Raw genomic sequence first — 23,245 nt, 5'->3', positions numbered from 1 at the left:
CGAGCAATCAGCAGCCCGGCGCTCTCCGCCGATGCTGCCCAGGCTGTGATAAGCCCTCTTTATATTCATTGTAGCACCAAATAGCGAGATCACTCCAGCAAAACCCCATTTTCATAAAGCTAGTGAAAAAGGACGCTTCACTCTTTTTCACTAGCTTTTCTTCACGTTACGAAAAAGGACGCTTTATTCTTTTTCACTAGCTTTGGATGTTTTTCAGGGACCTCGTTTACATCGTTTTCTTTACCGAGCCTTGGCATCCTTGTAGATTTCTCTCATTACATGTCCAAGCTCAGGAACGATCAGCTTCGTCATTGCCAGGCGAACCGCTCCTGATGAGCCTGGCGTTGAAAAGATCGCTTTATCCTGGTAAATTCCGGCGACAGCCCGGCTGAGCATCGCCGCCGAGCCGATATCCTCGACATAGCTCAAATAACGAAACAGATCACCAAAACCGGGCATCTCTTTTTCCAACAGCTGAGATACCGCCTCATATGTCCGGTCGCGCGAAGCGATCCCCGTTCCGCCATTGATTAAGATCGCTTCGACATCCTCCCGTCCGGCCGCCTCCTTAATCACCGCCTGAATCTCCTGTTCACTATCTTTGACAATCTCATAGCCGGTAACACAATACTGCCCTTCCTCCAGCAATTGCTTCATTAACGCTCCACTCTTGTCCGTCTCCTTCGTCCGTGTATCAGACACAGTCAGAACGAAACAGTTTACCGTCTTCGGCGCTTCTTGTTTATGCTCAGATACTGACATGGCAAAGCTCCTTTTCCAAAATTCTAAATGTAGCTTCTATTTTACCATTTTTTTAATAGACGAGATACTAAACAGCCGGAAAAACAGCATTTTCTCTTTCTTCCGGTTCAGGCTGTAAGAGAGATCATTCCGGCGCCAAGAAAGATCAAACATGCACAGACGAGCAGTGGAACCGTCACCTTTTCTTCAGAACCGAGCATCACTTTACTGAGCATAATCGTCACAATCGGTTCAATCGCCAAAATCGCCCCCGCATAGGCGACCTGGATGAAGGAAATCGACATAAAAAATGATAAAAGCGCAAGACTGGTGAAAATACCGCCAAGAATATAGTAGCGATTCGGCAAGGTAACATTGTTTTTGATCGTTTGCAAAAGCTCCCTTTTGAACGCCGTGATCAAAACAAAGCTGATTAATGCTGCCAAAGCGCCAAAAAAGCGCCGGCAAAAGGATCGGGAAAGTAATCAAGCGCCTGCTTGCGAACTCCTTGCCCAATCCCGAATCCAAGCGCGGCCCCCAGGGAAATCAGAAAACCAAATTGATCGACTTTGCTTCCTTCATTATGAAACAGCATATACCCTTGCACAAACAGCCCGAGAAAGATCAATCCAATCCCGAGCCAGGTCACACCGATAATCGTTTCATCTAATATGATAATTGCAAACATCACGGTAAAAATAGGGGCTGAGTTTTTAATCCCCGCCGCCCGTGATGATCCTATTTTTCGAATGCCGTTAAAAAGCATCATTCTCCCTAAAAAAGCGGTTAAAAATCCAGCAGCCAAAAATAACCAAAGTCCCATTTCATCGCCTGTGTTTCCGTTCACCGGAGCCAACCAGCGGGAAATCCCGAGCAATGAACCGAGCAAGCAAATATTGATACAGAGGGTAATCAGCATTCCATTGTCTGTTGCTGAGTGCCTCATTCCTTTTTTCATCAGAACATTGCTCAACGAATAAAAGACCGCTGACAAACCCGCAATCAAAAAGCCCACACCTGATTACTCCCTCTCTTCTCATTTTATCGTCTGTAGTGAAAGCTGTTCAGCAGCATGAATCGGACCTGCTTTATCTTTTAGAAATTGCAACTGTCTGTTGTTTTTTCGGATCATGATTTCTGACAGAATGCTCACAGCGACTTGTTCCGGTGTTTCAGCCCCGAGATCAAGGCCAACCGGGGCATGGATATACGGCGATAGCCTTTCCATCTCGGTCTTATCTAAACCAAGAATCTCTCCGGCGATTTGCTCCATTCTTCGTTTCGGACCTAAAAAGCCGAGATAGCCCGGTGCACAGCTTCGATAAAAATCAAAGGCAAGCGCATCGTGATCAATACGGTGCGTCATAAATAAAACATAGTCATTTTTTTCAGCTACGATCTTCTGCCGATAGTCTTCTGACCGGGCAAGAATTAGCTCAGCGGCTTTCGGAAAGCGCTCCTTCGTTAAAGCGCTCTCCCGGTGATCAACAACGACGACTTCAAAACCGCATTGGCCGGCCAAATCAACGACCGGCACCGCGTCCTGTCCGGCACCGAAGATGACCAGTCGGGCGTCCGGATTGATTTTTTCACAGAACCCGCCTGGCGTCGGTTTTGCTTCACCAGCGTGATACGACCTCGCAAACGCCATTTCTTCATTAATAAAAGGACGGGAAAAGGTAAGCTCCTTTGAAAATGCGTGGCTGATGGTCAATGCACGCTTTGTCGTGAGCGCCTGCGTGACTTCGTTTCTCCATTCCCGGCCCTCGGCTGTTTCCAGTGACTCAATCAAGATGAAGACGCTGCCATTACAGCCGAGGCCGAGCCCCCAGACGCTCGTGTCACTTAAGTGATACAAGTGCAGGCGCGGCTTCCCAGTTTGAATCACTTGCAGCGCAACCTCGATCACATCCTGATCAAAGCAGCCGCCGCCGATCATTCCGGCCGATTGTCCATTCTCCGCAATAAGCAGACGGGCTCCCGGTCGCCGGTAGGCCGAGCCGTTAATCGCGACGACAGTAGCCATCGCGACGCGCTCGCCCTGCTCCTTCCATTCATCCAACTGCTTCAGCAATCCACGGAGCTCATTCATCCGTATTCCTCCCTTCACTCAAGAACTCGATTTTCCGTGACCAAATCCACTTCCTTCATTTTATCCTCTACCCATGCCGGGAGAACCTGACCGGCCGCAATCTCCGCTACCCGTTGCTCTTCCCGTTTCTCAATCGCGCCAAGCTGTTCGATTACGGCGGCGACATTTTCCTGCTTGATGACAACGATGCCATCGTCATCCCCGACGATGACATCACCGGGGCGGACCGTTACGTCCCCGCAGCTGATTTCACCATTGACGAAGCCGGGACCATTTTTTTCAACGCTGACCGGAACCGCTCCCTGGCAAAAAATAGGAAGGTCTCTTTCCTGATTGGCCGTTTTATCGCGAATTAAGCCGTCAATCACAATCCCGCCAAGACGAAGCGCCTGCGCAGATTGCGTCATTAACTCCCCCCACACGGCCTTTGTTTGATTCCCTTGCGTCGTGACGACGAGAATGTCACCTGGTTCAGCAAGCTTTAATGCGACATAAAGCATGAAATTATCCCCCGGTGGCAGTTCCACCGTAAGGGCGTTCCCGACGATCCTGCTCCCCTTGGCGATCGGCTTGATTCGCGGATGCATCGTTCCTGTCCGGCGCTGCGCATCGGTAATAGTGGAAGAAGCAACCCCTTCCAGCTGTTTAAGCAGGGCAGGCGGGGTACGCTTCACTTTTTCGTTATAGCCAAATCCGATAGTTCCTTTCATCGCTCTCCTCCTAAAATAAATGGGCCCATTTTTTTAACGTACTTTCTTGCAGCTCCTTGCTCGCTTCGGCGACTTCCGGAAATTCGTTTATATAATCATATGGCCGGCATGCATCGATAATTGCTCTTGAGCTGAAGGGCGCTTTATATGGATAAGCAATCTTCATCGGATCATTTTTCGATCCCATCGCTCTTTTAATAATATCGATATCAAGCTCCGGATCCGTTCTCGTCGAAACAGCCCACATCACTTCAGCCAGATTCGCAGGATCAATATCCTCATCAACGACGATCGAATATCTTCCTAAATAGGATCCCACGCCGCACTGACTGAGCACATGACCGGCCTGGCGGGCATGACCTGCATACCGCTGTTTGATCGAAATCACCGTAAACATGCGGGAGCCGCCGATTTCATGGGCCCATACTCCCTTTACGTCCGGAATCCCGGCCGCTTCGACCGCATCGAACAGCAGCGCTGAGCGCATGACCGCTTTTGAATAGGAATAATCATTAGGCGGCTTCGCCGGAGGACTTCCCATAATAATCGGGTTGTCGCGGTAGTAAATCCGTTCGATTTTGACAACAGGAGCCGGCGAGGCCGCGGCAGGATAATAGCCGTGGAATTCGCCAAACGGCCCTTCTATTTTCGTCTCCCCGGGATGAATCCAGCCTTCGATCACGATTTCCGAGGCGCTTGGTACCGGAAGTCCAGTCAATTGCGTCTGTACGACCGAGACAGGTTCCTTTAAAATCGAACCGATGTAATGATATTCGCATTTTCCAAAAGGAACCTCAATTCCGGAAATAAGATAATGAAGCGGATCTGCGCCAATGACAATCGCTACCGGAAAAGGCTTGCCGGCTTTCTCGTATTTTTCATATTGAATATGACCATGCTTGCCGGGCACCATATCGAGTCCAACATGGTTTTTATCATGAATCATCACCCGATAGGTACCGACGTTGATCCAGTCCGAGTCATAATCCTTTGTGACGACTGAACAGCCGGTGCCGATATAACGACCGCCGTCCTTTTCATGCCATAAAGGAGAAGGAAAAGTAAAAAGATCGACCTCTTCCCCGCTTTGTACGTTTTCAAAAATCGGACCTTCCTCTGTATAAACAGGCTCGTAGTCAACAGATTCCTTTTCCCATTGTTTCGGCTTGCCTCTTAATCCTGTTACGAGGCTTTTATGCGTGCTGTCGACATCGAGCCGTAAAATCGAGGCTAACCGCTTCGGGCTGCTCGTGCTGCAGGTCAGTACCCTGAAGCCTTCTCGATAACCGATAATTTGATCGAATAATAGAGCGGAATTTTGCGCTTTTTTTACGTTCAATTCACTGATGGCGCCAATTTCTAAATTCCAGTCAGCTCCATCGACTTTCGTCAGCTCTCCCTCTGCCTCAATCTCCTCTAACCAGTGGCGTAAATCGAGCGGATTGCCTTCCTGTTTCTTGATCATCTTCCCACATCCTTCTCTATCACAGCTTCACTTTCTCCTGTTTCAGGAGGGAAGCCGCTTCCTGAATCGCTGCGAAAATTTGTGCATAGCTGGCACAGCGGCAAATATTTCCGACCATATAGTCTTTTATTTCGTCTTCTGTCGGGTTTGGATTTTCTTCCAAGAGCTTTTTCGCCATTAAAATCATCCCGGGCGTACAGTACCCGCATTGGAATGCTTTTTGTTCATAGAAGGCTTCCTGAATCGGATGAAGCCCTTCTTCGGTTTCCAGTCCCTCAATCGTAACGATCTCTTCCCCGTCAATCGAAGAAGCGAAATGGAGGCAGCCGCTTACCGGCTTGCCGGACACAAGGACGGTACAAACGCCGCAAAGTCCCAAGCCGCATGTCTCCTTTGCTCCCGTTAATTGAAATGTATCGCGCAATAGATCAAGCAATGTTTCATGCGGAGCGACATCCGCTGTCACAGGCTTTCCATTAAACGTAAACTGTATTTGTCTTTTCATTAACGCTCACCCTTCGCTTCATTAGTCACACTGACCTTCTGACGGCTGTTGCTGCTTTCTTCCGCTTCTTTTATCGCCGCCAGCACTCTTTCAGGCGTGAGCGGCATATCTTTAATCCGCACACCGAGAGCATCGTGGAGTGCATTGGCAATCGCCGGCTGGACACCAAAAGAAGCCGTTTCTCCCACCCCTTTTGCGCCAAACGGGCCTTCCGGATGCGGGTCTTCGACAATAATCGTTTCAGACCGGGCCGGCAAATCTTTGAAAGTAGGAACTTTATAATCTGCCATGCTTGCATTGATCATCTGTCCATGATCATATTTACATTCCTCGAACAGCGCCTGGCCGATTTGCATAATCGCCGCTCCATACAATTGCTGATGAACTTGAAACGGATTAATCGCCTTTCCGACATCACCGAGCGATACCATATTCAAAATGTCAATTTTGCCCGTCTCGCGGTCAACTTCGATTTCTACCGCAGTTCCACCGGCAAACCAGAAGATCGCCACATCATCAGATTGACCGGTTTCCGGATCAGGGCTTTGATAGTGGCTTTCAAATACATAGCGCCCGATAATGCTTCCGGCAGGCATCTTAAATATTTTCTTAATCACTTCGGTAATGGCCAGCTTTTTATCCGGCTCGTTGCGGACAAATATAGCTTCGTCCTTCAATTCCAACTCTTCTGAACCTACTTCGTAATATTCGCTCACGAACTCAAACAATTGACGTTTGACATCTTCCGACGCTTTTTGAATCGCATTTCCCATATAAAAAGTTGAACGGCTCGCAGCGGTGATCGTATCGTATGGCGTCACATCCGTATCCGGATGAACGACGCGCACCTTTTCACTCGGAAGTCCGAGTACTTCTGCGGCAATTTGCCCGAGGATCGTATCAGAGCCTTGCCCCATATCAACCGTGCTGGAATAAACAGAGGCGCTTCCATCAGCAAACAATGTTACCACTGCTCCTGAAATCGATGGCGTAAGTACGGCCTTCAGTCCGATCGCCATCCCACGGCCACGGATTCTTGGGTTTTGCTGATCCGGTTGCTTCGCTGTGCTACGGTACGTTTTCCAATCAAGCCGGTCATCAATTTTTTCTAAAATTTCGCCGAAGCCAATCGAGTTCATAATTTGCCCGGTTGCGTGCTCTTTTCCTTCGATTAGCACTTGCGATTTGCGAAATTCGAGCGGATCCCAGCCCATCTTGTCGGCGATAATATCCATCTGCGATTCATAGGCCCAGACTAATTGCGGGATGCCGAAGCCACGGAACGCCCCGGCTGGTGCGTTATTTGTATAAACGCAGTACGAGTCGATCTGCACATGCGGGATGTCGTAGGGACCGGCTGCTGTGAAGCCTGATTTTTGCGTAATGCGCGGGCCGATGTCAGCATAGGCGCCTGTATCCCAGGCAACGGTACATTTTCTGGCGACAATTTTGCCGTCATTCGTCACTCCCGTCTTCAACGTGAAAACCGTCGCATGCTTCGTTAGCGTAATAAACACTTCATCCATCGTCAGCGCCAGTTTAACCGGCTTTTTCACAATGAGCGCTAACACGGCCGTCAACGCTTCAATTTTCACATAGAGCTTCGTGCCAAACCCGCCACCTAAATAAGGGACACGGACTCTCACCTTACTTTCAGGAAGCTTCAATACATGAGAGACCTCACTTCTGACAAACGATGGACTTTGATTGGCTGTCCAAATGTTCATTCTCTCTTCGGCATCGAGATAGGCGAGTGCGACATGCTGCTCCATCGGTAGATGAACCGCCGCCGGTGTCGTAAACGTATCTTCAAAAATATGATCTGCTTCTTCAAAGCCTTTCTCAATATCACCGTGTCTTAATTTATAATGAAGACAAATGTTACTTCCGCTTTTCGGCAACAGCGACTTTAAATCTGCAAAGCTTCCGGCCGGCCGGATCGTGTCATGAACAATGGGCGCGTCTTCCTTCATCGCATCCAATACTTGAAATACCGGCTCGAATTCCTCATATTCCACTTCAATGTAGTTAACTGCCTTTGCCGCTATTTCAACCGACTCGGCGATAACGGCTGCGACCGGATCTCCGACGTAACGAACTTTGTCAATCGCAATGACAGGCTGATCGCGAAAAGCCGGCCCGTAGTAATAGTTAATATCGAGCTTTTGCAAATCTTCTCCGGTGACGACTTTAATAACGCCTTCGATTTCTTCCGCCGCTCGTTTATCGATGTTTTTAATTTTCCCATGCGGAATTGTGCTCCGTAACAGCTTGACGTGAAGCATTTCCGGCATCGTCATGTTCATGACATAGTCAACCTTGCCCGTCACTTTCGCCTTTGCTTCGACTCGACGAATTGATTTTCCTAACGCCACACCTATCACTCCTTTTAGCTTTCTGTCTTCAGTTGCTCAAGCGCCCGTTTGATATGAACTTTTACCATCTCTTTTTTGTACCAGACCGAGCCTCTTAAATCTTCTAACGGTTTTACCACTTCATACGCTTTTTGTGCAGCTTCCATGATTGTTTCTTCATTTAATGATTTGTTTCGCACACATTGCTCGACCTCAGGCAGTTGAGTCGGTTTATCTGTTGCTGCGCTGATTACGATCCGGACGTCGGCGACAATTCCTTCGACCGTCTTCAGGAAAACCGCGACCCCTACCGTCGGCCAATCATCATTTGATAACGTCGTATATTTGAAATACGTTCCGCGCAACCCTTCGATTTTTTTCGGGATCAACACTTCGGTTAAAATTTCATCAGACTCCATGGCGGTCTCATAATAGCCTTGAAAGAAATCATGCAGCTCCAGCCATCTGTCCCCTTTGCTGCTTTCAACCTTTATTTTCGCGCCAAGAGCCATGAGAATCGGCGGCAAATCCAAATGTGCATCCCCGTGCGCCAAATTTCCGCCGAGGCTGGCGACATATCTGATCCGCGGGTTGGCGACATGGGCTAACGCTTCGGTAATGACCGGCTGTTCCGCTTTCATAAGAGGATCGATTTCGATTTCCCGCAGCGTTGTCATGCTGCCAATGCGGATATTTTGCTCTTCATCGTGGCGAATAAAGCTTAATTCGTTTTTCACTTTTTTTAGACTGATCATCTTTTTCGGATCGAACATCCCCTGCTTCATAATGAGCGACAGAGCGGTTCCTCCACTTACAACCCTGATTTCGGGATCTCCCTGGGCCAGGATCTCCTTTACACCTTGTAATGTATCAGGTTCCATCCATACTGTATCTTCCATTTCATCTACCCCTCTCTTTACCGTTTTACAGCGTTCTCCTCAAGGGCTTCTCTAATATTGGCCGCAAATTCCGCTCCCATCTCTGTTGCCTTTGAACGAAAAGCAGACTGACCGATTGAGCCCAGCTTTCCGGCTAAACTTAAATCCATAAAATATTGAACATCCGTCGACCCTTCGTCAACTTCGACCAAATCCAATTTCGCTTTTACTTTCAATTGACCGACTAACGAAAATGGCTTTCCTAAAATCTCTGATTGCAGCTGATTCGGCGGATCCAAATCTGTGATGCGGACATTGAGATTGAACTTTAATTTCATAAAGGCGATTTGCACTTTGGCTACAGCCTGGTAAACGCCTTCTTCCACTTCATCGACTTCTTCGCAGCCCGGCAGGCAGCGCGCTAATTGCTCCGTGTCCATTAAAAATGTCCACACATCCTGTTTTTTTGCCTGTACGTTAAACTGATCTTCAATAATCATCGTAGGCCTCCCTCTACTATCTCAGCATTTAAAATCGCTGCTGCTCTCGTTAATCCGGCTGTTCCCTTTTTAATTTTTAATGGAAGTCCAATGTAAAGGAAACGCTTGCCGGCAACCTCGCGTAAATCTCCGAGATTTTCCGTGTTTAATAGATTCCGCTCAGCGCAAACCGTATGAGCGGGCTTCCATTCCTCTCCTTTGTGAGGACTGACATCAATGCTGACGGCGTCAATTCCGATATGCTGCACCCCTTGATCGGCGAGCCATTCTGTTGCTTCGCGGTTCAATCCTGGATTCTGCTGGTTGTAGACCGGCTTTGGAAAATGCCGTTCATACGTGCCTGTGTACAATAAGACGATTTTAATCCCTGTCAGATCCAAACGCGCTTGTTCACATCCGTTGATTAGATGATCCTTTGTAATAAAATCTGAATCGGGCACATCGGAGACGTCTAAGCAGACCGCAGGCCCGGCAAACCGTTCCAATTCGATCTCCTCAATCGATTTCGCATCCGGGTTGCCGTCCATGTGAATAAAAGAGTCGGTATGAGTTCCGGCGTGCTCTGACATTAAAATGGTATTAACGGCAAACGACCGTTTCCCCCCGCCGATTTCCTTCAGCTCGGTCATCGGAAAGACAACAGTCGGCTGATGACCGGGATAAACCGGCTGCCCTTTGAAAATTTCCTGTGAAAGATCAATGATTTTCAATTTGCTCACCTCTTTTTTTAGTCAACTTCAAACATATCCTGCAATTCCGTGATCCGGTTATGAATATATTCAATGTTCTCCCCGAATTCCTCGGCATTCCGCGTGCTGACAATAAACCCTGAATTGGTCCCCATTTCAATGAAGGACTCTTCTTCAACCGCCTTTGTAAAAGCGCTTTCAAGAATTTCGATTATGTCAGCCGGCGTTCCTGGAGGAGCAAAAAAGCCATAAACGATTTCAAAATAAGCGTCCTCATAACCTAACTCAACCATTGTCGGGACATCAGGATAAACTTCAGAACGCTGCTCGCCGAGATAGCCGATAATCCGGACTTGATTATCTCTTACCAAAGCTTCGGCCCCGGCTTCACTAATAAGTCCAAAATCAACATGTCCTCCAGCTACCTGCGTCGATGCCCCGGCGTCGCCTTCAAACGGGATATATTGATGCTCAAGACCGCTTTCACGTAAAAGAATACTGGCGAGCGTTGAGTTCGTTGCCGCCCCTGTTCCTGCAGCGGTAAGTGCCTTTTCCTTCGAAGCGTTAAATAAATCTTCCATCGTTTCAATTTCTGAATCAGACGGAACGGCGACAACGGTGGAATTATTACCGAAGATTTGGTAAACAGGTTCAAATTCCAGCACCTTAAAATCATCGTTATTAACGAGCTCACCAATCGACATTGACGGCATCGGACTTGTTAAAATCGTGTAGCCATCGGGTTCTTCGCCAAATACTTGCGCTCTCGCAATACTCCCCCCAGCGCTTTCAACATTACGAATGACGACAGGCACCCCCAAATGCTCAGACAATTGCTGGGAAATAGAGCGCGCGACAAGGTCATTACTGCCTCCCGCTGCATTAGGGACGATAATCTCAATTTCATGCTCTGGATAGCTATTGTCTGCTGATGCTGCTTGATCACCTGATCCTTCCTGCTGTCCACTTCCTTTACTTTCGGCATTTTCTGTGTTGGACCCACAGGCTGCAACCACTAAAAGCATCAATATGGCTATGATGACGAGCAGTCCTTTTTTTACGTTCATTACCAACCCTCCGTTTCTTTCACTTTGTGTGTTGATTTCCTCTCGTTTTTTCTATCCTCCTCTCTACACCTAGTTGTATTAAGTAACTTATTTTTAAGAGGAAACTTTGTTTCTTCTTTGATTATAGTATGATCCCTTTTAACAATCAATGAAAAAATCAAAATTATTTAACAATTTTATATAAGAAAAACGCCTGAGTCGTTTTTCTTTGAAGCGGCGTGCAGTGCCGTTACAATTAGGGAGGCTTTCAGCCATCCTCGAATAACTTTAAAAGGTGAGGAAGGCAAGACAAAACAGAGGTTACCAGCTCGTGACGGTCCAGCACATTGGTTAAGGCCGGGCAAAAGGTTGTTTTTAACCTTTTGGCCCGGCCCCATCACCCAAGCTTTATTCAATTGTCGGCAGCTGATCCTTCAATGGTCCAATCGAGGCGTTGCATGTTTGAACGATTTGCTTAATTTTTTGTTCAGACATTCTGACAGTCGGAGCGGTTATAACGATGCTGGCCATCAATTGCCGTTCTTTGGCATTGGAATAAACCGGCACCGCCACACCCGTAATTCCATGGTTGAATTCTTCGAGCGAGAGTGCATAGTCAAGCTGTTTTATTTTTTCAAGCTCCTTTAACAATTCATTCAGATCCGTAATTGTATTTTCTGTGTAACGGGACATTCCATGCTGGCTGACAAGCCGGATAATCTCTTCCTGCGGCAATGTCGACAGCCACATTTTCCCCGCGGCCGAGCAATGAAGAGGAGCTTCCTTCCCGAGCATATCAGCGACCTTCAACTGATTGTCACCTTCAATTTTTTGCACAAAATAGACCTTCTCCTGACTTACGACAGATAGCTGCACGAGTTCCTTCACTTCTGCTGATATCGTTCTTAAAGCCGGGAGAAATAGTCCATCTATCCCCAAAGCATTAAAATGCTTTAATGACAGCCCGATAAAGTCATAGGACAAGCGGTAAAATCTCGTATCAGGATCCTGCTCGACATAATGGTTGTCCTTTAATGTTTTCAAAATTCGTGAAACGATGCTTTTGGATATTCCTGTTTCTTCGACGAGTTTGGAGACGCTCAACCCGTTCACTTTCCCGACAAGTGTTTTAATAATCACGAACGTGCGCTCTACTGCTGCTAATGAACTGTATTCGGCCATCGACTTGTATTACCTCCTGTTTTCCTACTTTTTCTATTGGTTAAGTAAGGTATATAATAACACTATTTTTTTTCGAATGTCCACATATTAATTTTCTTCTTCCCTCCTAAAATATAAGAATTGAACGTTTGCCAAAAATCAATTCTTTCTTCTTCGCGTATTCTTTTCATTTTTTCATATGCTTGCATATTTGGCAGCAAAAACTGTTCGACAAAAAGACCTGGTTGATCTACGCCCTCATAAATGATTACTTCCCGACCACCTAAAGCTTCAATTTGTTCTTTTAATTCGTCTATTGCGCTGAGCACGTTTTCCTTCTTTCCATCCTCCGCTTTATACTCTGTTAGCACTGTGATCTTGTTCATTCCTCTTCCTCCTCTTATTATGAATAATGCAAGCTTTTATAAATAGACAATACAATATGTATAAGCATAAATACAACTGAGTCTGGCAAGAGACTCAGTTGTGAACGCTTTCTATCAAATTTATTCTTGTTCTTCCTTGTACCATTTCGTATCTTTGTTGATCCATTCCGGACCAACCCGTTGATTCACCTGTTCGGCTCCCGTTTCAAAATATTCTCCTCTGACCGCCCGTTCAGCCATTTTTTCATTAAATTCATCCCAATCTCCCATTGAGAAGCCGTGCCACGGCCATTCCGGGCGCAGCGTTGGCAGCTCCAGCTCTTCCCAAATATCCTTCGCTCTTTCCATATATTCTTTCTTCGGTAAAGATAATGGCGGCAAATCTTCTTTTTTCGTTGCGTTCATGAGAAGGGTACCATCAACTGCATCATCTCCTCTTTCAGCACCTGAAGTTCTAGGTCCATGGCCTGGATCCCTACCGTGTAAAATTTGCACATCCTTTACAATGTTCATCCTATATGCCATCGACCAAAATATAGCATCGCTGTTCTCAGGATTAATATCATCACTCACAGCAACAACCAATTTTCCCACTGCTGGCATAAATGCTGCTGCTCCAGTTAAAGCTCTCCACACATCTGTTTCTGTTGGATTCTTCATTTGTACAATAACCAGTTTCCGTAAGTTAGTAAGTGGTTCATGCATGACGACCTTTTGTACACTTGAAATACGAAGATGATTTTTAAGATGATCGAGAAATACCGGCTCGAATGCCACCTTTTTAATTAAGCTGCTTTCACTCGGCGTTACCTGGCTAATAATCGAGACAAAATTAGCCTTTTTCTTACGCGTAATCGCCGTGACGTTCATATACGGGTTAAATTCCTGTAAATTGACATGGCCGTGTGATTCGCCAAATGGCCCTTCCGGCTCAAGCGAGTCAGTCGGAACATATCCTTCTATGACAATTTCTGCATCAGCCGGTACGAGCAAGTCTACCGTTTTTGCTTTTACGACTCTAAGCGGTTCGCCCAATAACGCCCCGGCGACGGAAAATTCATCCGTATTATATGGCAGCTTTTGCACAGAACAGTAGGACACGGCCGGTGGTCCACCGATAACTAAAGCGGCGGGCATCGGTTTGCCCATCTTCTTATATTTCAGCCAATGCTGATAGATTCCCTGGCCCATCTCGATAGACGGATTCATACCGAGCCGCCTTGAGCCTTTTATTTGCGCCCGATACGTTCCCATATTTTGAATGCCGTTCTCCGGATCGACTGAAATGTATTGTGAGCAAGTCGTATAGGGAGCATTATCAAAGCCCGGCGTCGAAATCGGAACCGGAATGTGTTCAAGGCCCTGGCCTTCAACATCTAATTCATCTTCTATATAAACGACCTCCTGGCAAGCCGCTTCTTCCACTACGACCGGGTCAATCGGATTCGCTCTCGCTTCCGCCCATTTCTTGCCGATATCTTCGACTTCCACACCCATTCCGATGCTGTACACTTCACGGTTAACCGATAATCCACCAACGACGACCGGCATTTCATATTTACGCCCATTGCTGTCTGTCACATTATGAAACACGAATACTTTTCTTTCACTCTCCGGAATTCCGCCTCTAAATTGCCAGCGTACAAGCGGATGCAATTCCGTATCTTTATTAATCTCTTTATAAATATGACGAACGAGACCCTTCTCTTCTAATTTTTCCAAATGCGTTTGAAAACTAGGATAAAGTTTGGTTGTTGTCATAATCATTCTCCTTTTTATTGATATTTTTTATCGTCTTAATCAAGAATGGGAAAACCAGAATGAGAATCGTGATAATCAGGATCGTCAATGGGAACGGCGTAAAGAAAATACTATGAGAGCCGTCAGACATCAGCAATGCTCTTCGGTAATTACTTTCCACCATACTCCCGAGCACGAGGCCGAGAATAAGCGGAGCAAGAGGATAATGATACTTCACCATGATATAGCCGAGTACACCAAAAGCGATCGCGATAAACATGTCGGTAACTTTATACTGGTACGCATAGGAGCCGACCAGCGCCAGTGTAATAATCGCGACACCGAGTATTTCATTGGGCACTAACGTCACTTTGACAAAATACTTCATTCCGATCATCGCCAGAACAAAAAAAGCAAATTGTGACAGGAGCATGCCGACAAAAACAATATAGGAAATCGCCGAATCGCTGGAAAAGAAAGCCGCTCCCGGTTGAAGACCGTGCAATGTGATCGCCGCCAAAAAAATCGCCGAAGTCGCTCCCCCGGGGAGGCCAAGCGTAATAGCCGGTATTAATTCAGCTACCGATGTTGCATTGTTCGCACTTTCCGGCGCGATAACGCCCCCGACATTTCCTTTTCCATATGATTTTGGCTTTTTAGAAGAGCGCTGCTCAAACAAATAAGCAACAAAGTTGGCGATTGAAATTCCAACACCCGGAATCGCCCCCAATACAACCCCTAACGTACTGGAACGGATTAAATTGACCGGTCTCTTGAACGTTTCAACCATTCCATCACGCACTTTGGAGATCGTTCCTTCGATTTTGGAAATCGTTCCTCCTTTTCCAAGCAGGATAAAGGCCTGCGATAAAGCAAACAGACCAATCGCCGCCGGAACAAAGGAAATCCCATCCTCCAAATAAACATTATCAAAGGTAAAGCGCAAGCCTCCACTTACCGGGTCGCGGCCGATGAAGGAAATAATCAGACCAAGTCCTGCCAGCATTAATCCTTTTAGCGTGTTCCCTTGAGAAGCAAAGGCGACCATCGACAAACCAAAAATCGCTAACATAAAGTAAGTCGCCGCATTAAATTGCAGGGCGATGCTGGCGATTAAAGGAGACAGCCCTGCGAGCGCGATGAAGCCGACAATCCCGCCGATTAATGAGGCGGTCGCCGCCGCTCCTAAAGCTAATCCACCCTTTCCCTGCTGGGCGAGAGGATAGCCGTCAAACGTTGTCGCCACAGATCCGGGAGTTCCGGGTGCGTTAATCAGAATAGCCGTAATCGCACCACCGAAAACGCTTGCCGAATACAAGGCGCCCAAAAAGACAAGCGCAACAGCTGGGTCCATCCCGAAGGTTACCGGCAGAAACAATGCCAGCGTAAACGCAGGCCCCAGACCCGGCAGAGCACCAAGCGTAATGCCGATGATCGTTCCTCCGACAAGAACGATAAGATAGTCAAAACTTAAAAACATGCTAAACGCTTCTAACCACAAATAAATCACCTCACAATTCTCATAAAGTTACAGCAAAAACCCACTAGGGAAACGAACATTCATCAGCCACGAGAAGCCGCCCCAGTAAATGACGAGCATCGAAATCGTCGAGATTATAATCAGCTTCCAATTTCGAAACTTATACACATAAGGAATAACGAGCAGAAACAGCACAGTTGAAACAAAAAAGCCGACATAAATAATCAACAAATAATAGATAAGCGTCAAAGCTAAGATAAACCACATTGGCTTTTGGCTTTCCCCTGTTTCTTCAGCAGCTTCTTCCTCACCTTCATCGGTTGCGGGCTTATTTTTTTTGCGATAGTCTTCGACGATCGCAAAAGCGGCTACGATAATCGTCAGCGCACAAACGAGTATCGGCGCAGACGCAGATTCGGAGGATAGCCCGGTTATCGCTAAAATTAAAAACAAAAGTGAAAGAAGCATGATAAACAAATTGAGTAAAATCGGAACAATCACTTGATTACGTGTCATACGATTTCCCCTCCTTTTCTTCTTGATAAAGGGCTGTCCCACTATCGAAGCTGGGACAGCACCGCTTTATTCCACTTCAAATTGATCTTTCAGCTTTTCAACTAAAAGATAGTCGATATCTCTTCTTTCTCTGAATTCATCAGGCATCATAATTTGCTCCACAAACCCGACTCTTTCCGCCGCTTCGCTGAATGCCGGATCCTCGCTTGCCTCAAGGAAGGCATCAGCCAAAATCTCGATCACATCAGGCGGCGTATTAGGCGGAGCCCAAATGCCATATAAAATTTCAAACCCGAGCTCCGGATACCCCAATTCAATTAACGTTGGCGCGTCTGGAAAAATACTTAAGCGCTCTGTCGCAGTCGTGGCAATGACTTTTACAAGCCCTTCTTCTTCAAGAGACTTCGCCGCAATCTCACTTGCGATCCCAAAGTCGACATGCCCGCCGGCGACCTGCTGGGCCGACTCGCTTCCGCCCTCATAAGGAATGTATTGATGGTCGACACCGATTTCCTTCAGGAAGATACTGCCGAGAGCCGTATTTGTCGCCACCCCGGAACCGGAAGCCCGCAGCTTCTGATTCTCTGAAGCCGCAATTAACTCTTCGATCGTTTCAATTTCTGAATCAGCCGGAACGATGACAACATTCGAGGAATGACCAAACATATTAAACACCGGCTCAAATTCCATCGTCTGAAAATCTCCCTCGGCTACTAATTCGCCAATTGACATCGACGGAATCGGTGTTTTCAACAATGTATAACCATCTGGTTCAGCATTAAACACCTGGGCCCGCGCGATATTTCCGCCTGCTCCGTCAACGTTTTCGACGACGACCGGGACACCGAGCACCTCCTGTAACGGCCCTGCAATCGATCTCGCTGCAAGGTCATTACTTCCGCCGGCACTATTGCTTACAACAATCGTCACCTCCTTCTCCGGAAACGTTGACTCATTCGTTTGAGCCCCTTCTGCCGCTGCCTGGTCACCTGCTTCTTCCCCTTCTGCTTCGGTGCCCCCTGCAGACTCCTGATTTGTTTCTCCACATGCCGTCACCATTAGAAAGGAAAGTAACATAACAAAAAATACAGCTGTCCATTTCATCTTTTTATTCATCTCATACCCCTCTCCCTTTTCGTGCCTGGTGCAACATTTCTCTGCTATTCTTTCTCCTGCATCCCATCCCCCCTTTCGCTGTGTGACAGGAACTGTTTACGCTTTTTGCAGCCAGCGCTTCGTCATTTGATTTGGAATGCCAAACTGATCTAACGTCCGCGCGACAGTATGATTGACAATGTCTTCAATCGTTTCAGGATGATTATAAAAAGCTGGCATCGGCGGTAAAATGACAGAGCCCATCTTTGCCAGACGAAGCATATTTTCCAAATGTATTTGGTTCAGGGGAGACTCGCGTGGCAATAAAACAAGCTTTCGGTTTTCTTTTAAGACGACATCCGCCGCCCTGCTCAGTAAATTATCAGCAAGACCATAGCTGATTGACGCCAATGACTTCATACTGCACGGCGCGATAATCATCCCGTCTGTCATAAATGAACCGCTCGAAATGATCGCCGCTTGATTCGTCGCGCTATACGTATGCGTTGCGAGCGCTTTCACTTCTTCAACCGAATAAGAGGTTTCGATTGAGATTGTTTTTTCCGCCCAGCTGCTCAAAATTAAATGGCTTTCCACCTCTGCATACTGTAATGCTTCCAAAAGCTTAATTCCGTAAATGGCGCCCGTTGCACCAGAAATGCCAATGATTAATTTCATCGTACCCGCTCCTTTATCCGTTTGATGATACCGCTTTCAAATATGAGTTAACTTGATTTCCACAGGAAACAAAGTGTCATATACATGTTAGTGTATGTATTCAGAAAATTCAAGGTCTTTTTAAAATTATTTTTCCGTGTTCTCGTTTTGCTGATTTACAAATCTTTCTCAATTAATTTTTTAAAGTTCAGCTTGAAAAACGAAAATTTATCAGATAAACTTACTAAAAAATCAAACTACTTGACGGAATTCATTGTCTTGTTTATTGTTTGGTGAGGATCATGAGATAAAAAGGAGTGGGAGTAGTTGAGTGAACAGAAAGTAAAAATACTTGATTGTACGATTCGCGATGGAGGATTAGTAAATAATTGGGATTTTGAAGTGTCCTTCGTTCGCGATTTATATGAATCCTTGAATAAAGCCGGTGTCGATTACATGGAAATCGGCTATAAAAATTCACCAAAGCTGCTGAAAGCGAAGGATTCAGGACCGTGGAGATTTTTGGATGATGAGTTTATCAGGGAAGTCATTCCCGAGAAAAAAGCGACAAAGCTGTCGGCATTAGTCGATATCGGCCGCGTCGATGAGCATGATATTTTGCCGCGCGAAGAAAGTTTGATTGATTTAATCCGCGTCGCCTGCTACATCAAGGATGTCAAAAAAGGAATTGAACTCGTTAAGAAATTTCACGGGCTTGGCTATGAAACGAGCATTAATATTATGGCTGTTTCCAATTCGCTTGATCATGAAATTAACGAGGCGCTTGAAGAGATTAACAACAGCCCCGTTGATGTCGTCTATATCGTCGATTCGTTCGGCAGCCTTGACGGCAAGGATATTAAAGCACTCGCTGAAAAATTCCGCTCGTATTTGCCTGAAAAAGAGCTCGGGATCCATACGCACAACAACATGCAGCTCGCTTTTGCCAACACGCTTGTCGGAATCGATCATGAGGTGACCTTCCTTGACTCTTCGGTTTACGGAATGGGACGGGCTGCCGGAAACTGTCCGACCGAGCTGCTCGTCAGCCATTTAAAGGACGTCAAATATGACGTCGCGCCGGTAATCGATGTCATCGAGCGCCTGTTTATCCCTCTCCGCCGCAAGGTTGAATGGGGCTACATTATTCCTTACATGATCACCGGTATTTTGAATGAGCATCCTCGCTCGGCGATGGCGCTGCGCAGCAGTGATGACCCTGATCAATTTATGGCCTTTTATGACAAAATGACTTCGGTTGAGCCGAATGTAGAGTAATAAAGTCCGCCTGACCTATAAGCAAAACGCCTTTGAGAATTAACTCTCAAAGGCGTTTTTGATTATTTGACAACTGCTCTCTTGCTTTCCTCTTCACTGAGTAGCAGACTGCTGCGTATGTAAAGCGTGAATATGTTTATGACAGACGTTTACGGCGTTTTTCATTTTTGTTTCCGTCATTCTGATCGATGGAGCTGCTATGACGATGATCGCTGTTATTTTATTTGGCTGATAATGGAATAAGATAGGGACCGCTACCCCTACAACCCCTTGATGAAATTCTTCGCGTGACACGGCATAGCCGGACTGGCGAATGCTTGCTAGTTCATTGAGTAACTCCTGAAGTTCGGTAATTGTTTTTTCAGTGTAGCGTTTCATCCCGCGTTCGCCGATGATCCTTTTTACTTCTTCTTCTGGCAAGCTCGACAGCCACAGCTTACCAGCTGCCGAGCAATGGAGAGGAGCCTCTTTTCCTACCATATCGGCAACTTTTAACGGGTTATCCCCTTCCGCTTTTTGAACAAAATAAATCTTTTCATTACGGACAAAGGTGATTTGAACCAACTCTTTTAGCTCTTGGGCTATTTTTCTAAGTGTTGGCAAAAACATTCCATCTATTCCTAAAGCATGGTAGTGCAACAGTGCCAGGTTTATATAGTCATATGTCAGACGATAAAACCTAGTCTCCGGATCTTGTTCCACGTAATGATTCTCTTTCAAGGTTTTCAAAATTCGAGATACGACACTTTTGGAAATTCCTGTATCAGCCATCAATTTAGAAACACTTGCACCATTTGTTTTCCCCACAAGCGCTTTTATAATCACCAGTGTTCGCTCCACTGCGGCTAAGGAACTGTATTCAGACATTATTTATTTCGCCTCCTCATCCCAGGACTTCACGAAAAGTCGCAGATTAGCCAGTCCTTCATTAAAAGCATTACTAAGTATCATTTCATATAACTAAATATAACTAAATAATATCAATTATATCTAAACAATACAATAGAAAAATGCTTTTCTTCCTTCGAACCAAGCTTAAAGCGGAGGTTTACTTGATTTACTCTATGCTGCGCCAGTCCTCTTCCACCAGCTCGTGATTCAGGGCAATCCCTGCTTCATAGCCTTCGCTCGCTGCGCCCATCAGGCCTGTAAATCGTTTGGCCGCATCGCCAATCACATAAACGCCTTCGACCTCTGTCTTACCATGGCTTTGCGTTTCAAAGCTTCCTTTATCCGTCAGAGGAATGCCGAGCTTCTGCGGGAGAAATGTACTCTGCTTCGCTCCTGTATCGAGTAAAAATCCCGCTTTCCGCGCTAGTCGTTCACCTGTTTGAAAGACGATTTGCTGCAGCTGGCCTTGATCTGCAACGAGCTCGCGGATCGGTGTTTCGATGAATGAGATCGAGTGACGCTCCAATTCGTTCTTCTCATCCTCTGAAATCATCGCTGTACCGTTCGTGCAAACAATCAGATCACGGCTCCAATTATGAATGATCTTCGTATAGGCTAACAGCTTCCTGCCATTGCCAATAATCACAAGCGGCTGATCCTGAAACTCCCACCCATCACAATACGGACAGGAAAAAAATGACTGCCCATATACATCGCTCAATCCTTTAATGTCAGGCAGCTCTTCCCGTAGTCCGGTGGCGACGATCAGCTTGCGGCTGGTCAGAATTTCTCCCTTGCTCGTTTTCGTAATAAATTGATTTTGCTTCCGCTCAATATCAATTGCTTCATCCTGATGCAGATCGACCGTCGGATATTTCTCCATTTGTTCTCTTGCTATTTGCCGCAACTCAAACGGCTTGGCTCCATCACGCGTTAAGAAACCGTGCGAGCGCTTTGTGATTGCGTTGCGCGGATGTCCTTCGTCAACAAGAGCGACGGTCCGCCGCGCTCTGCCCAGTACTAATGCCGCACTCAATCCCCCTGGTCCTCCGCCGATAATGACAACATCAAGTATGGAATCGCTCACGTTTTCCCCTCCTTCACCGAAAATTTTTCTCGTCTACATTCATTCCCAACCATTCCCTTTCTAAACCTTGCCCCCTCTTCTGCTTACCGACAAAATAATCTGAAAAAAGAAAAAAGGATTTTAATATATTAGTGTAGAAAAGTATATTTCTAAAGTGTTTTTCGCAAAATGATTGGAAGATTACCTGCCAATGACGGTGTTAATTTTTCACAGTTATAGTAGGATAAAGGGCAGTGAACAGGCAACACTCGCCTGCTAATCTTCCACCTATTCCATCATGTAAGGAGGGTTATTCTTCAACACTTTCGATTCTTCACATTAAAATCGATTCAGGAGGAACCAAGATGGTAGAATTTTTACAAGCGATTAATAATGTATTATGGAGCACACCTGTCATTTATATTTTGCTTCTTATCGGCTTAACATTCAGTGTGCTGACTCGTTTTCTGCAGCTGCGTTATTTCAAGGAAATGTTTTCTCTGATGTTCAAAGGAAAAAGCTCAGAAGCTGGCGTTTCCTCTTTTCAGGCCTTATCAGTCGCCCTTGCCGGACGCGTCGGAACCGGTAATATTGCCGGGGTGGCAACAGCGATCTTCTACGGAGGTCCGGGAGCTGTCTTCTGGATGTGGACGATTGCCTTTTTAGGTGCATCCAGTGCCTTTATCGAGTCGACGCTTGCCCAGATTTACAAAGTAAAGCAAGGCGGGCTGTATCGCGGGGGTCCTGCTTTCTATATCGAAAAAGGGATTGGAATTAAATGGTTTGCTGTTCTTTTTGCGGTTGCCGCGCTCTTAGCGATGTCTTTCTTAATGCCTGGTGTCCAATCAAATTCCATTGCAGTAGCCATGAATAATGCTTTTACGATTCCAAACTGGGTTACTGGTCTTATTCTGATTGTGTTTCTCGCTCTCATTATCTTCGGCGGTATTAAACGCATCGCCAGTACAGCAGCCTTTCTTGTGCCGTTTATGGCGATTGGTTATATGATTATGGCTGTCATCATTATCGCGCTGAACATCACAGAAATTCCGGCGACGATCAGCTTGATCATCAGCAGTGCTTTTGGGATGGATTCGATCTTTGGCGGCCTGCTTGGAAGTGCGATTTCATGGGGCGTCATCCGCGGTATTTATTCAAATGAAGCTGGACAGGGGACAGGGCCGCATCCGGCGGCTGCGGCTGAGGTTTCTCACCCGGCGAAACAGGGTCTCGTTCAGGCAGCCTCGGTTTATATCGATACATTGCTCGTCTGTTCGGCTACAGCCTTTATGATCCTCTTTACCGGCCTGTATAATACAGAAGCTCCGGACGGCACGATGATTGTCAATAATTTACCGGGCGTTGAAGTTGGCCCGGGATTTACCCAGGAAGCGATTAACAGCGTCTTCTCTGGCTTCGGAACCGGCTTTGTCGCAATCGCCCTTCTGTTCTTTGCCTTTACAACGATCATGGCGTACTACTATATTGCCGAAACGAACGTCACCTATCTTTTGCGTGGCAGACAAATCAACTGGCCGATTCTGCTCGTTAAGCTCGCTCTTCTTGTGGCGACGTTCTATGGCGCTTTGCGTACAGCAGATACGGCATGGCTGCTCGGTGATATCGGGCTCGGCATCATGGTCTGGCTTAATATTATTGCGATCGTCATCCTCGCCAAACCAGCGCTCCGAACGCTGAAAGACTACGAACGCCAAAAAGCGGAAGGACTCGATCCAGTTTTCAATCCGAAAGATGTGGACATTCAGAACGCCGAATTCTGGGAGTCTTATCAAACCGACAATAAACAGGAAGCGAAGAAACAACAGCGTTATTAATATGAAAAACGCGTAGCGTCCTTTCTCGCATCATCGCGAAAATGTTTATACTTTCTTATCTTTTAAAACATACTAAGATTAGTGGGTAAGGTCATCGACGGGTGATCGTACCCACTATTTCTTTTTTAAGTTATAGTGAGGAGTGAAAGAAAGCCCGAAC

Annotated in this window: 23 protein-coding genes; 2 read left to right on the top strand and 21 right to left on the bottom strand. The window is 46.4% G+C overall.

The window, feature by feature from the left end; genetic code table 11:
- Positions 1–240: 240 nt before the first annotated feature.
- From ABMB67_RS16345 to ABMB67_RS16255, 19 genes are all read right to left on the bottom strand, one after another.
- Entirely contained in the window at positions 241–762 is a 522-nt protein-coding gene (locus tag ABMB67_RS16345; RefSeq protein ID WP_251222607.1) for a MogA/MoaB family molybdenum cofactor biosynthesis protein, read from the bottom strand.
- A gap of 107 nt (positions 763–869) precedes the next feature.
- Positions 870–1,163, bottom strand: coding sequence for an EamA family transporter (locus tag ABMB67_RS16340; RefSeq protein WP_354572758.1), 294 nt, complete (start codon positions 1,161–1,163; stop codon positions 870–872).
- Positions 1,164–1,174: 11 nt separating this feature from the next.
- Positions 1,175–1,756, bottom strand: coding sequence for an EamA family transporter (locus ABMB67_RS16335; RefSeq protein ID WP_354572717.1), 582 nt, complete (start codon positions 1,754–1,756; stop codon positions 1,175–1,177).
- 21 nt (positions 1,757–1,777) lie between these two features.
- Positions 1,778–2,833 carry an XdhC family protein gene (locus ABMB67_RS16330; RefSeq protein WP_354572716.1) on the bottom strand — a complete coding sequence of 352 codons (1,056 nt, stop codon included), beginning with the start codon at positions 2,831–2,833 and terminating at the stop codon, positions 1,778–1,780.
- A gap of 14 nt (positions 2,834–2,847) precedes the next feature.
- The gene (locus ABMB67_RS16325; RefSeq protein WP_354572715.1) at positions 2,848–3,543 is read right to left on the bottom strand and encodes an RraA family protein; all 696 of its coding nucleotides are present in this window, start codon (positions 3,541–3,543) and stop codon (positions 2,848–2,850) included.
- A gap of 10 nt (positions 3,544–3,553) precedes the next feature.
- Positions 3,554–5,008 carry a UbiD family decarboxylase gene (locus ABMB67_RS16320; protein ID WP_354572714.1) on the bottom strand — a complete coding sequence of 485 codons (1,455 nt, stop codon included), beginning with the start codon at positions 5,006–5,008 and terminating at the stop codon, positions 3,554–3,556.
- A gap of 19 nt (positions 5,009–5,027) precedes the next feature.
- Positions 5,028–5,513 (bottom strand): (2Fe-2S)-binding protein, encoded by a 486-nt coding sequence (locus ABMB67_RS16315; RefSeq protein WP_354572713.1) that lies wholly within the window; start codon positions 5,511–5,513, stop codon positions 5,028–5,030.
- Positions 5,513–7,888: a xanthine dehydrogenase family protein molybdopterin-binding subunit gene (locus ABMB67_RS16310; RefSeq protein WP_354572712.1), complete on the bottom strand. Its 2,376-nt coding sequence runs from the start codon at positions 7,886–7,888 to the stop codon at positions 5,513–5,515. Before ABMB67_RS16310 ends, ABMB67_RS16315 begins: the two co-directional genes overlap by 1 nt.
- A 14-nt stretch (positions 7,889–7,902) precedes the next feature.
- Positions 7,903–8,766 carry an FAD binding domain-containing protein gene (locus ABMB67_RS16305; protein ID WP_354572711.1) on the bottom strand — a complete coding sequence of 288 codons (864 nt, stop codon included), beginning with the start codon at positions 8,764–8,766 and terminating at the stop codon, positions 7,903–7,905.
- A gap of 17 nt (positions 8,767–8,783) precedes the next feature.
- Entirely contained in the window at positions 8,784–9,245 is a 462-nt protein-coding gene (locus ABMB67_RS16300; protein ID WP_251222614.1) for an SRPBCC family protein, read from the bottom strand.
- Complete coding sequence (locus ABMB67_RS16295) at positions 9,242–9,955, bottom strand: cyclase family protein (RefSeq protein ID WP_354572710.1); 714 nt, start codon at positions 9,953–9,955, stop codon at positions 9,242–9,244. The genes ABMB67_RS16300 and ABMB67_RS16295 overlap by 4 nt, the downstream gene beginning before the upstream one ends.
- A gap of 17 nt (positions 9,956–9,972) precedes the next feature.
- Positions 9,973–11,001 (bottom strand): Bug family tripartite tricarboxylate transporter substrate binding protein, encoded by a 1,029-nt coding sequence (locus ABMB67_RS16290; protein ID WP_354572709.1) that lies wholly within the window; start codon positions 10,999–11,001, stop codon positions 9,973–9,975.
- A 387-nt stretch (positions 11,002–11,388) separates the two neighbouring features.
- On the bottom strand, positions 11,389–12,162 hold the full coding sequence (locus ABMB67_RS16285) for an IclR family transcriptional regulator (protein WP_251222617.1): 774 nt from the start codon (positions 12,160–12,162) through the stop codon (positions 11,389–11,391).
- Positions 12,163–12,224: 62 nt separating this feature from the next.
- On the bottom strand, positions 12,225–12,527 hold the full coding sequence (locus tag ABMB67_RS16280) for a hypothetical protein (RefSeq protein ID WP_354572708.1): 303 nt from the start codon (positions 12,525–12,527) through the stop codon (positions 12,225–12,227).
- A 120-nt stretch (positions 12,528–12,647) separates the two neighbouring features.
- Positions 12,648–14,288, bottom strand: coding sequence for a UbiD family decarboxylase (locus tag ABMB67_RS16275; protein WP_354572707.1), 1,641 nt, complete (start codon positions 14,286–14,288; stop codon positions 12,648–12,650).
- A complete protein-coding gene (locus tag ABMB67_RS16270; RefSeq protein WP_251222620.1) occupies positions 14,263–15,747 on the bottom strand; it encodes a tripartite tricarboxylate transporter permease in 1,485 nt (494 codons plus the stop codon). The genes ABMB67_RS16275 and ABMB67_RS16270 overlap by 26 nt, the downstream gene beginning before the upstream one ends.
- Positions 15,748–15,795: 48 nt before the next feature.
- Positions 15,796–16,263 (bottom strand): tripartite tricarboxylate transporter TctB family protein, encoded by a 468-nt coding sequence (locus tag ABMB67_RS16265; RefSeq protein ID WP_354572706.1) that lies wholly within the window; start codon positions 16,261–16,263, stop codon positions 15,796–15,798.
- Between the two features lie 66 nt (positions 16,264–16,329).
- The gene (locus tag ABMB67_RS16260; protein WP_354572705.1) at positions 16,330–17,379 is read right to left on the bottom strand and encodes a Bug family tripartite tricarboxylate transporter substrate binding protein; all 1,050 of its coding nucleotides are present in this window, start codon (positions 17,377–17,379) and stop codon (positions 16,330–16,332) included.
- Positions 17,380–17,475: 96 nt separating this feature from the next.
- Entirely contained in the window at positions 17,476–18,036 is a 561-nt protein-coding gene (locus ABMB67_RS16255) for a UbiX family flavin prenyltransferase (protein ID WP_251222623.1), read from the bottom strand.
- Positions 18,037–18,342: 306 nt separating this feature from the next.
- On the opposite strand from ABMB67_RS16255, the gene ABMB67_RS16250 reads away from it, so the two are divergent.
- Entirely contained in the window at positions 18,343–19,293 is a 951-nt protein-coding gene (locus ABMB67_RS16250; RefSeq protein WP_251222624.1) for an aldolase catalytic domain-containing protein, read from the top strand.
- A gap of 93 nt (positions 19,294–19,386) precedes the next feature.
- Here the strand turns inward: ABMB67_RS16250 and ABMB67_RS16245 are convergent, their stop codons facing one another.
- Both ABMB67_RS16245 and ABMB67_RS16240 read right to left on the bottom strand, forming a co-directional pair.
- Positions 19,387–20,160 carry an IclR family transcriptional regulator gene (locus ABMB67_RS16245; protein ID WP_354572704.1) on the bottom strand — a complete coding sequence of 258 codons (774 nt, stop codon included), beginning with the start codon at positions 20,158–20,160 and terminating at the stop codon, positions 19,387–19,389.
- A gap of 190 nt (positions 20,161–20,350) precedes the next feature.
- Positions 20,351–21,271 carry an NAD(P)/FAD-dependent oxidoreductase gene (locus ABMB67_RS16240; protein ID WP_354572703.1) on the bottom strand — a complete coding sequence of 307 codons (921 nt, stop codon included), beginning with the start codon at positions 21,269–21,271 and terminating at the stop codon, positions 20,351–20,353.
- 344 nt (positions 21,272–21,615) lie between these two features.
- Here ABMB67_RS16240 and ABMB67_RS16235 point away from each other — a divergent pair, with 344 nt between their 5' ends.
- Complete coding sequence (locus ABMB67_RS16235; protein ID WP_251223565.1) at positions 21,616–23,085, top strand: alanine/glycine:cation symporter family protein; 1,470 nt, start codon at positions 21,616–21,618, stop codon at positions 23,083–23,085.
- Positions 23,086–23,245 lie beyond the last annotated feature (160 nt).

Origin of the sequence: Halalkalibacter oceani (assembly GCF_040544555.1) — a bacterium.
In the GTDB taxonomy this organism is placed as follows: Bacteria; Bacillota; Bacilli; order Bacillales; family Bacillaceae_D; genus Halalkalibacter; species Halalkalibacter oceani.
The sequence above is the reverse complement of the archived record's forward strand: the minus strand, read 5'-3'. Positions and strand labels throughout refer to the sequence as shown.

Coding starts and splice junctions, on each gene's coding strand:
- ABMB67_RS16345 (WP_251222607.1), bottom strand. CDS start 762: ATGTCAGTATCTGAGCATAAACAAGAAGCGCCGAAGACGGTAAACTGT.
- ABMB67_RS16330 (WP_354572716.1), bottom strand. CDS start 2,833: ATGAATGAGCTCCGTGGATTGCTGAAGCAGTTGGATGAATGGAAGGAG.
- ABMB67_RS16325 (WP_354572715.1), bottom strand. CDS start 3,543: ATGAAAGGAACTATCGGATTTGGCTATAACGAAAAAGTGAAGCGTACC.
- ABMB67_RS16320 (WP_354572714.1), bottom strand. CDS start 5,008: ATGATCAAGAAACAGGAAGGCAATCCGCTCGATTTACGCCACTGGTTA.
- ABMB67_RS16315 (WP_354572713.1), bottom strand. CDS start 5,513: ATGAAAAGACAAATACAGTTTACGTTTAATGGAAAGCCTGTGACAGCG.
- ABMB67_RS16305 (WP_354572711.1), bottom strand. CDS start 8,766: ATGGAAGATACAGTATGGATGGAACCTGATACATTACAAGGTGTAAAG.
- ABMB67_RS16300 (WP_251222614.1), bottom strand. CDS start 9,245: ATGATTATTGAAGATCAGTTTAACGTACAGGCAAAAAAACAGGATGTG.
- ABMB67_RS16290 (WP_354572709.1), bottom strand. CDS start 11,001: ATGAACGTAAAAAAAGGACTGCTCGTCATCATAGCCATATTGATGCTT.
- ABMB67_RS16285 (WP_251222617.1), bottom strand. CDS start 12,162: ATGGCCGAATACAGTTCATTAGCAGCAGTAGAGCGCACGTTCGTGATT.
- ABMB67_RS16280 (WP_354572708.1), bottom strand. CDS start 12,527: ATGAACAAGATCACAGTGCTAACAGAGTATAAAGCGGAGGATGGAAAG.
- ABMB67_RS16275 (WP_354572707.1), bottom strand. CDS start 14,288: ATGACAACAACCAAACTTTATCCTAGTTTTCAAACGCATTTGGAAAAA.
- ABMB67_RS16270 (WP_251222620.1), bottom strand. CDS start 15,747: ATGTTTTTAAGTTTTGACTATCTTATCGTTCTTGTCGGAGGAACGATC.
- ABMB67_RS16265 (WP_354572706.1), bottom strand. CDS start 16,263: ATGACACGTAATCAAGTGATTGTTCCGATTTTACTCAATTTGTTTATC.
- ABMB67_RS16260 (WP_354572705.1), bottom strand. CDS start 17,379: ATGAATAAAAAGATGAAATGGACAGCTGTATTTTTTGTTATGTTACTT.
- ABMB67_RS16255 (WP_251222623.1), bottom strand. CDS start 18,036: ATGAAATTAATCATTGGCATTTCTGGTGCAACGGGCGCCATTTACGGA.
- ABMB67_RS16245 (WP_354572704.1), bottom strand. CDS start 20,160: ATGTCTGAATACAGTTCCTTAGCCGCAGTGGAGCGAACACTGGTGATT.
- ABMB67_RS16235 (WP_251223565.1), top strand. CDS start 21,616: ATGGTAGAATTTTTACAAGCGATTAATAATGTATTATGGAGCACACCT.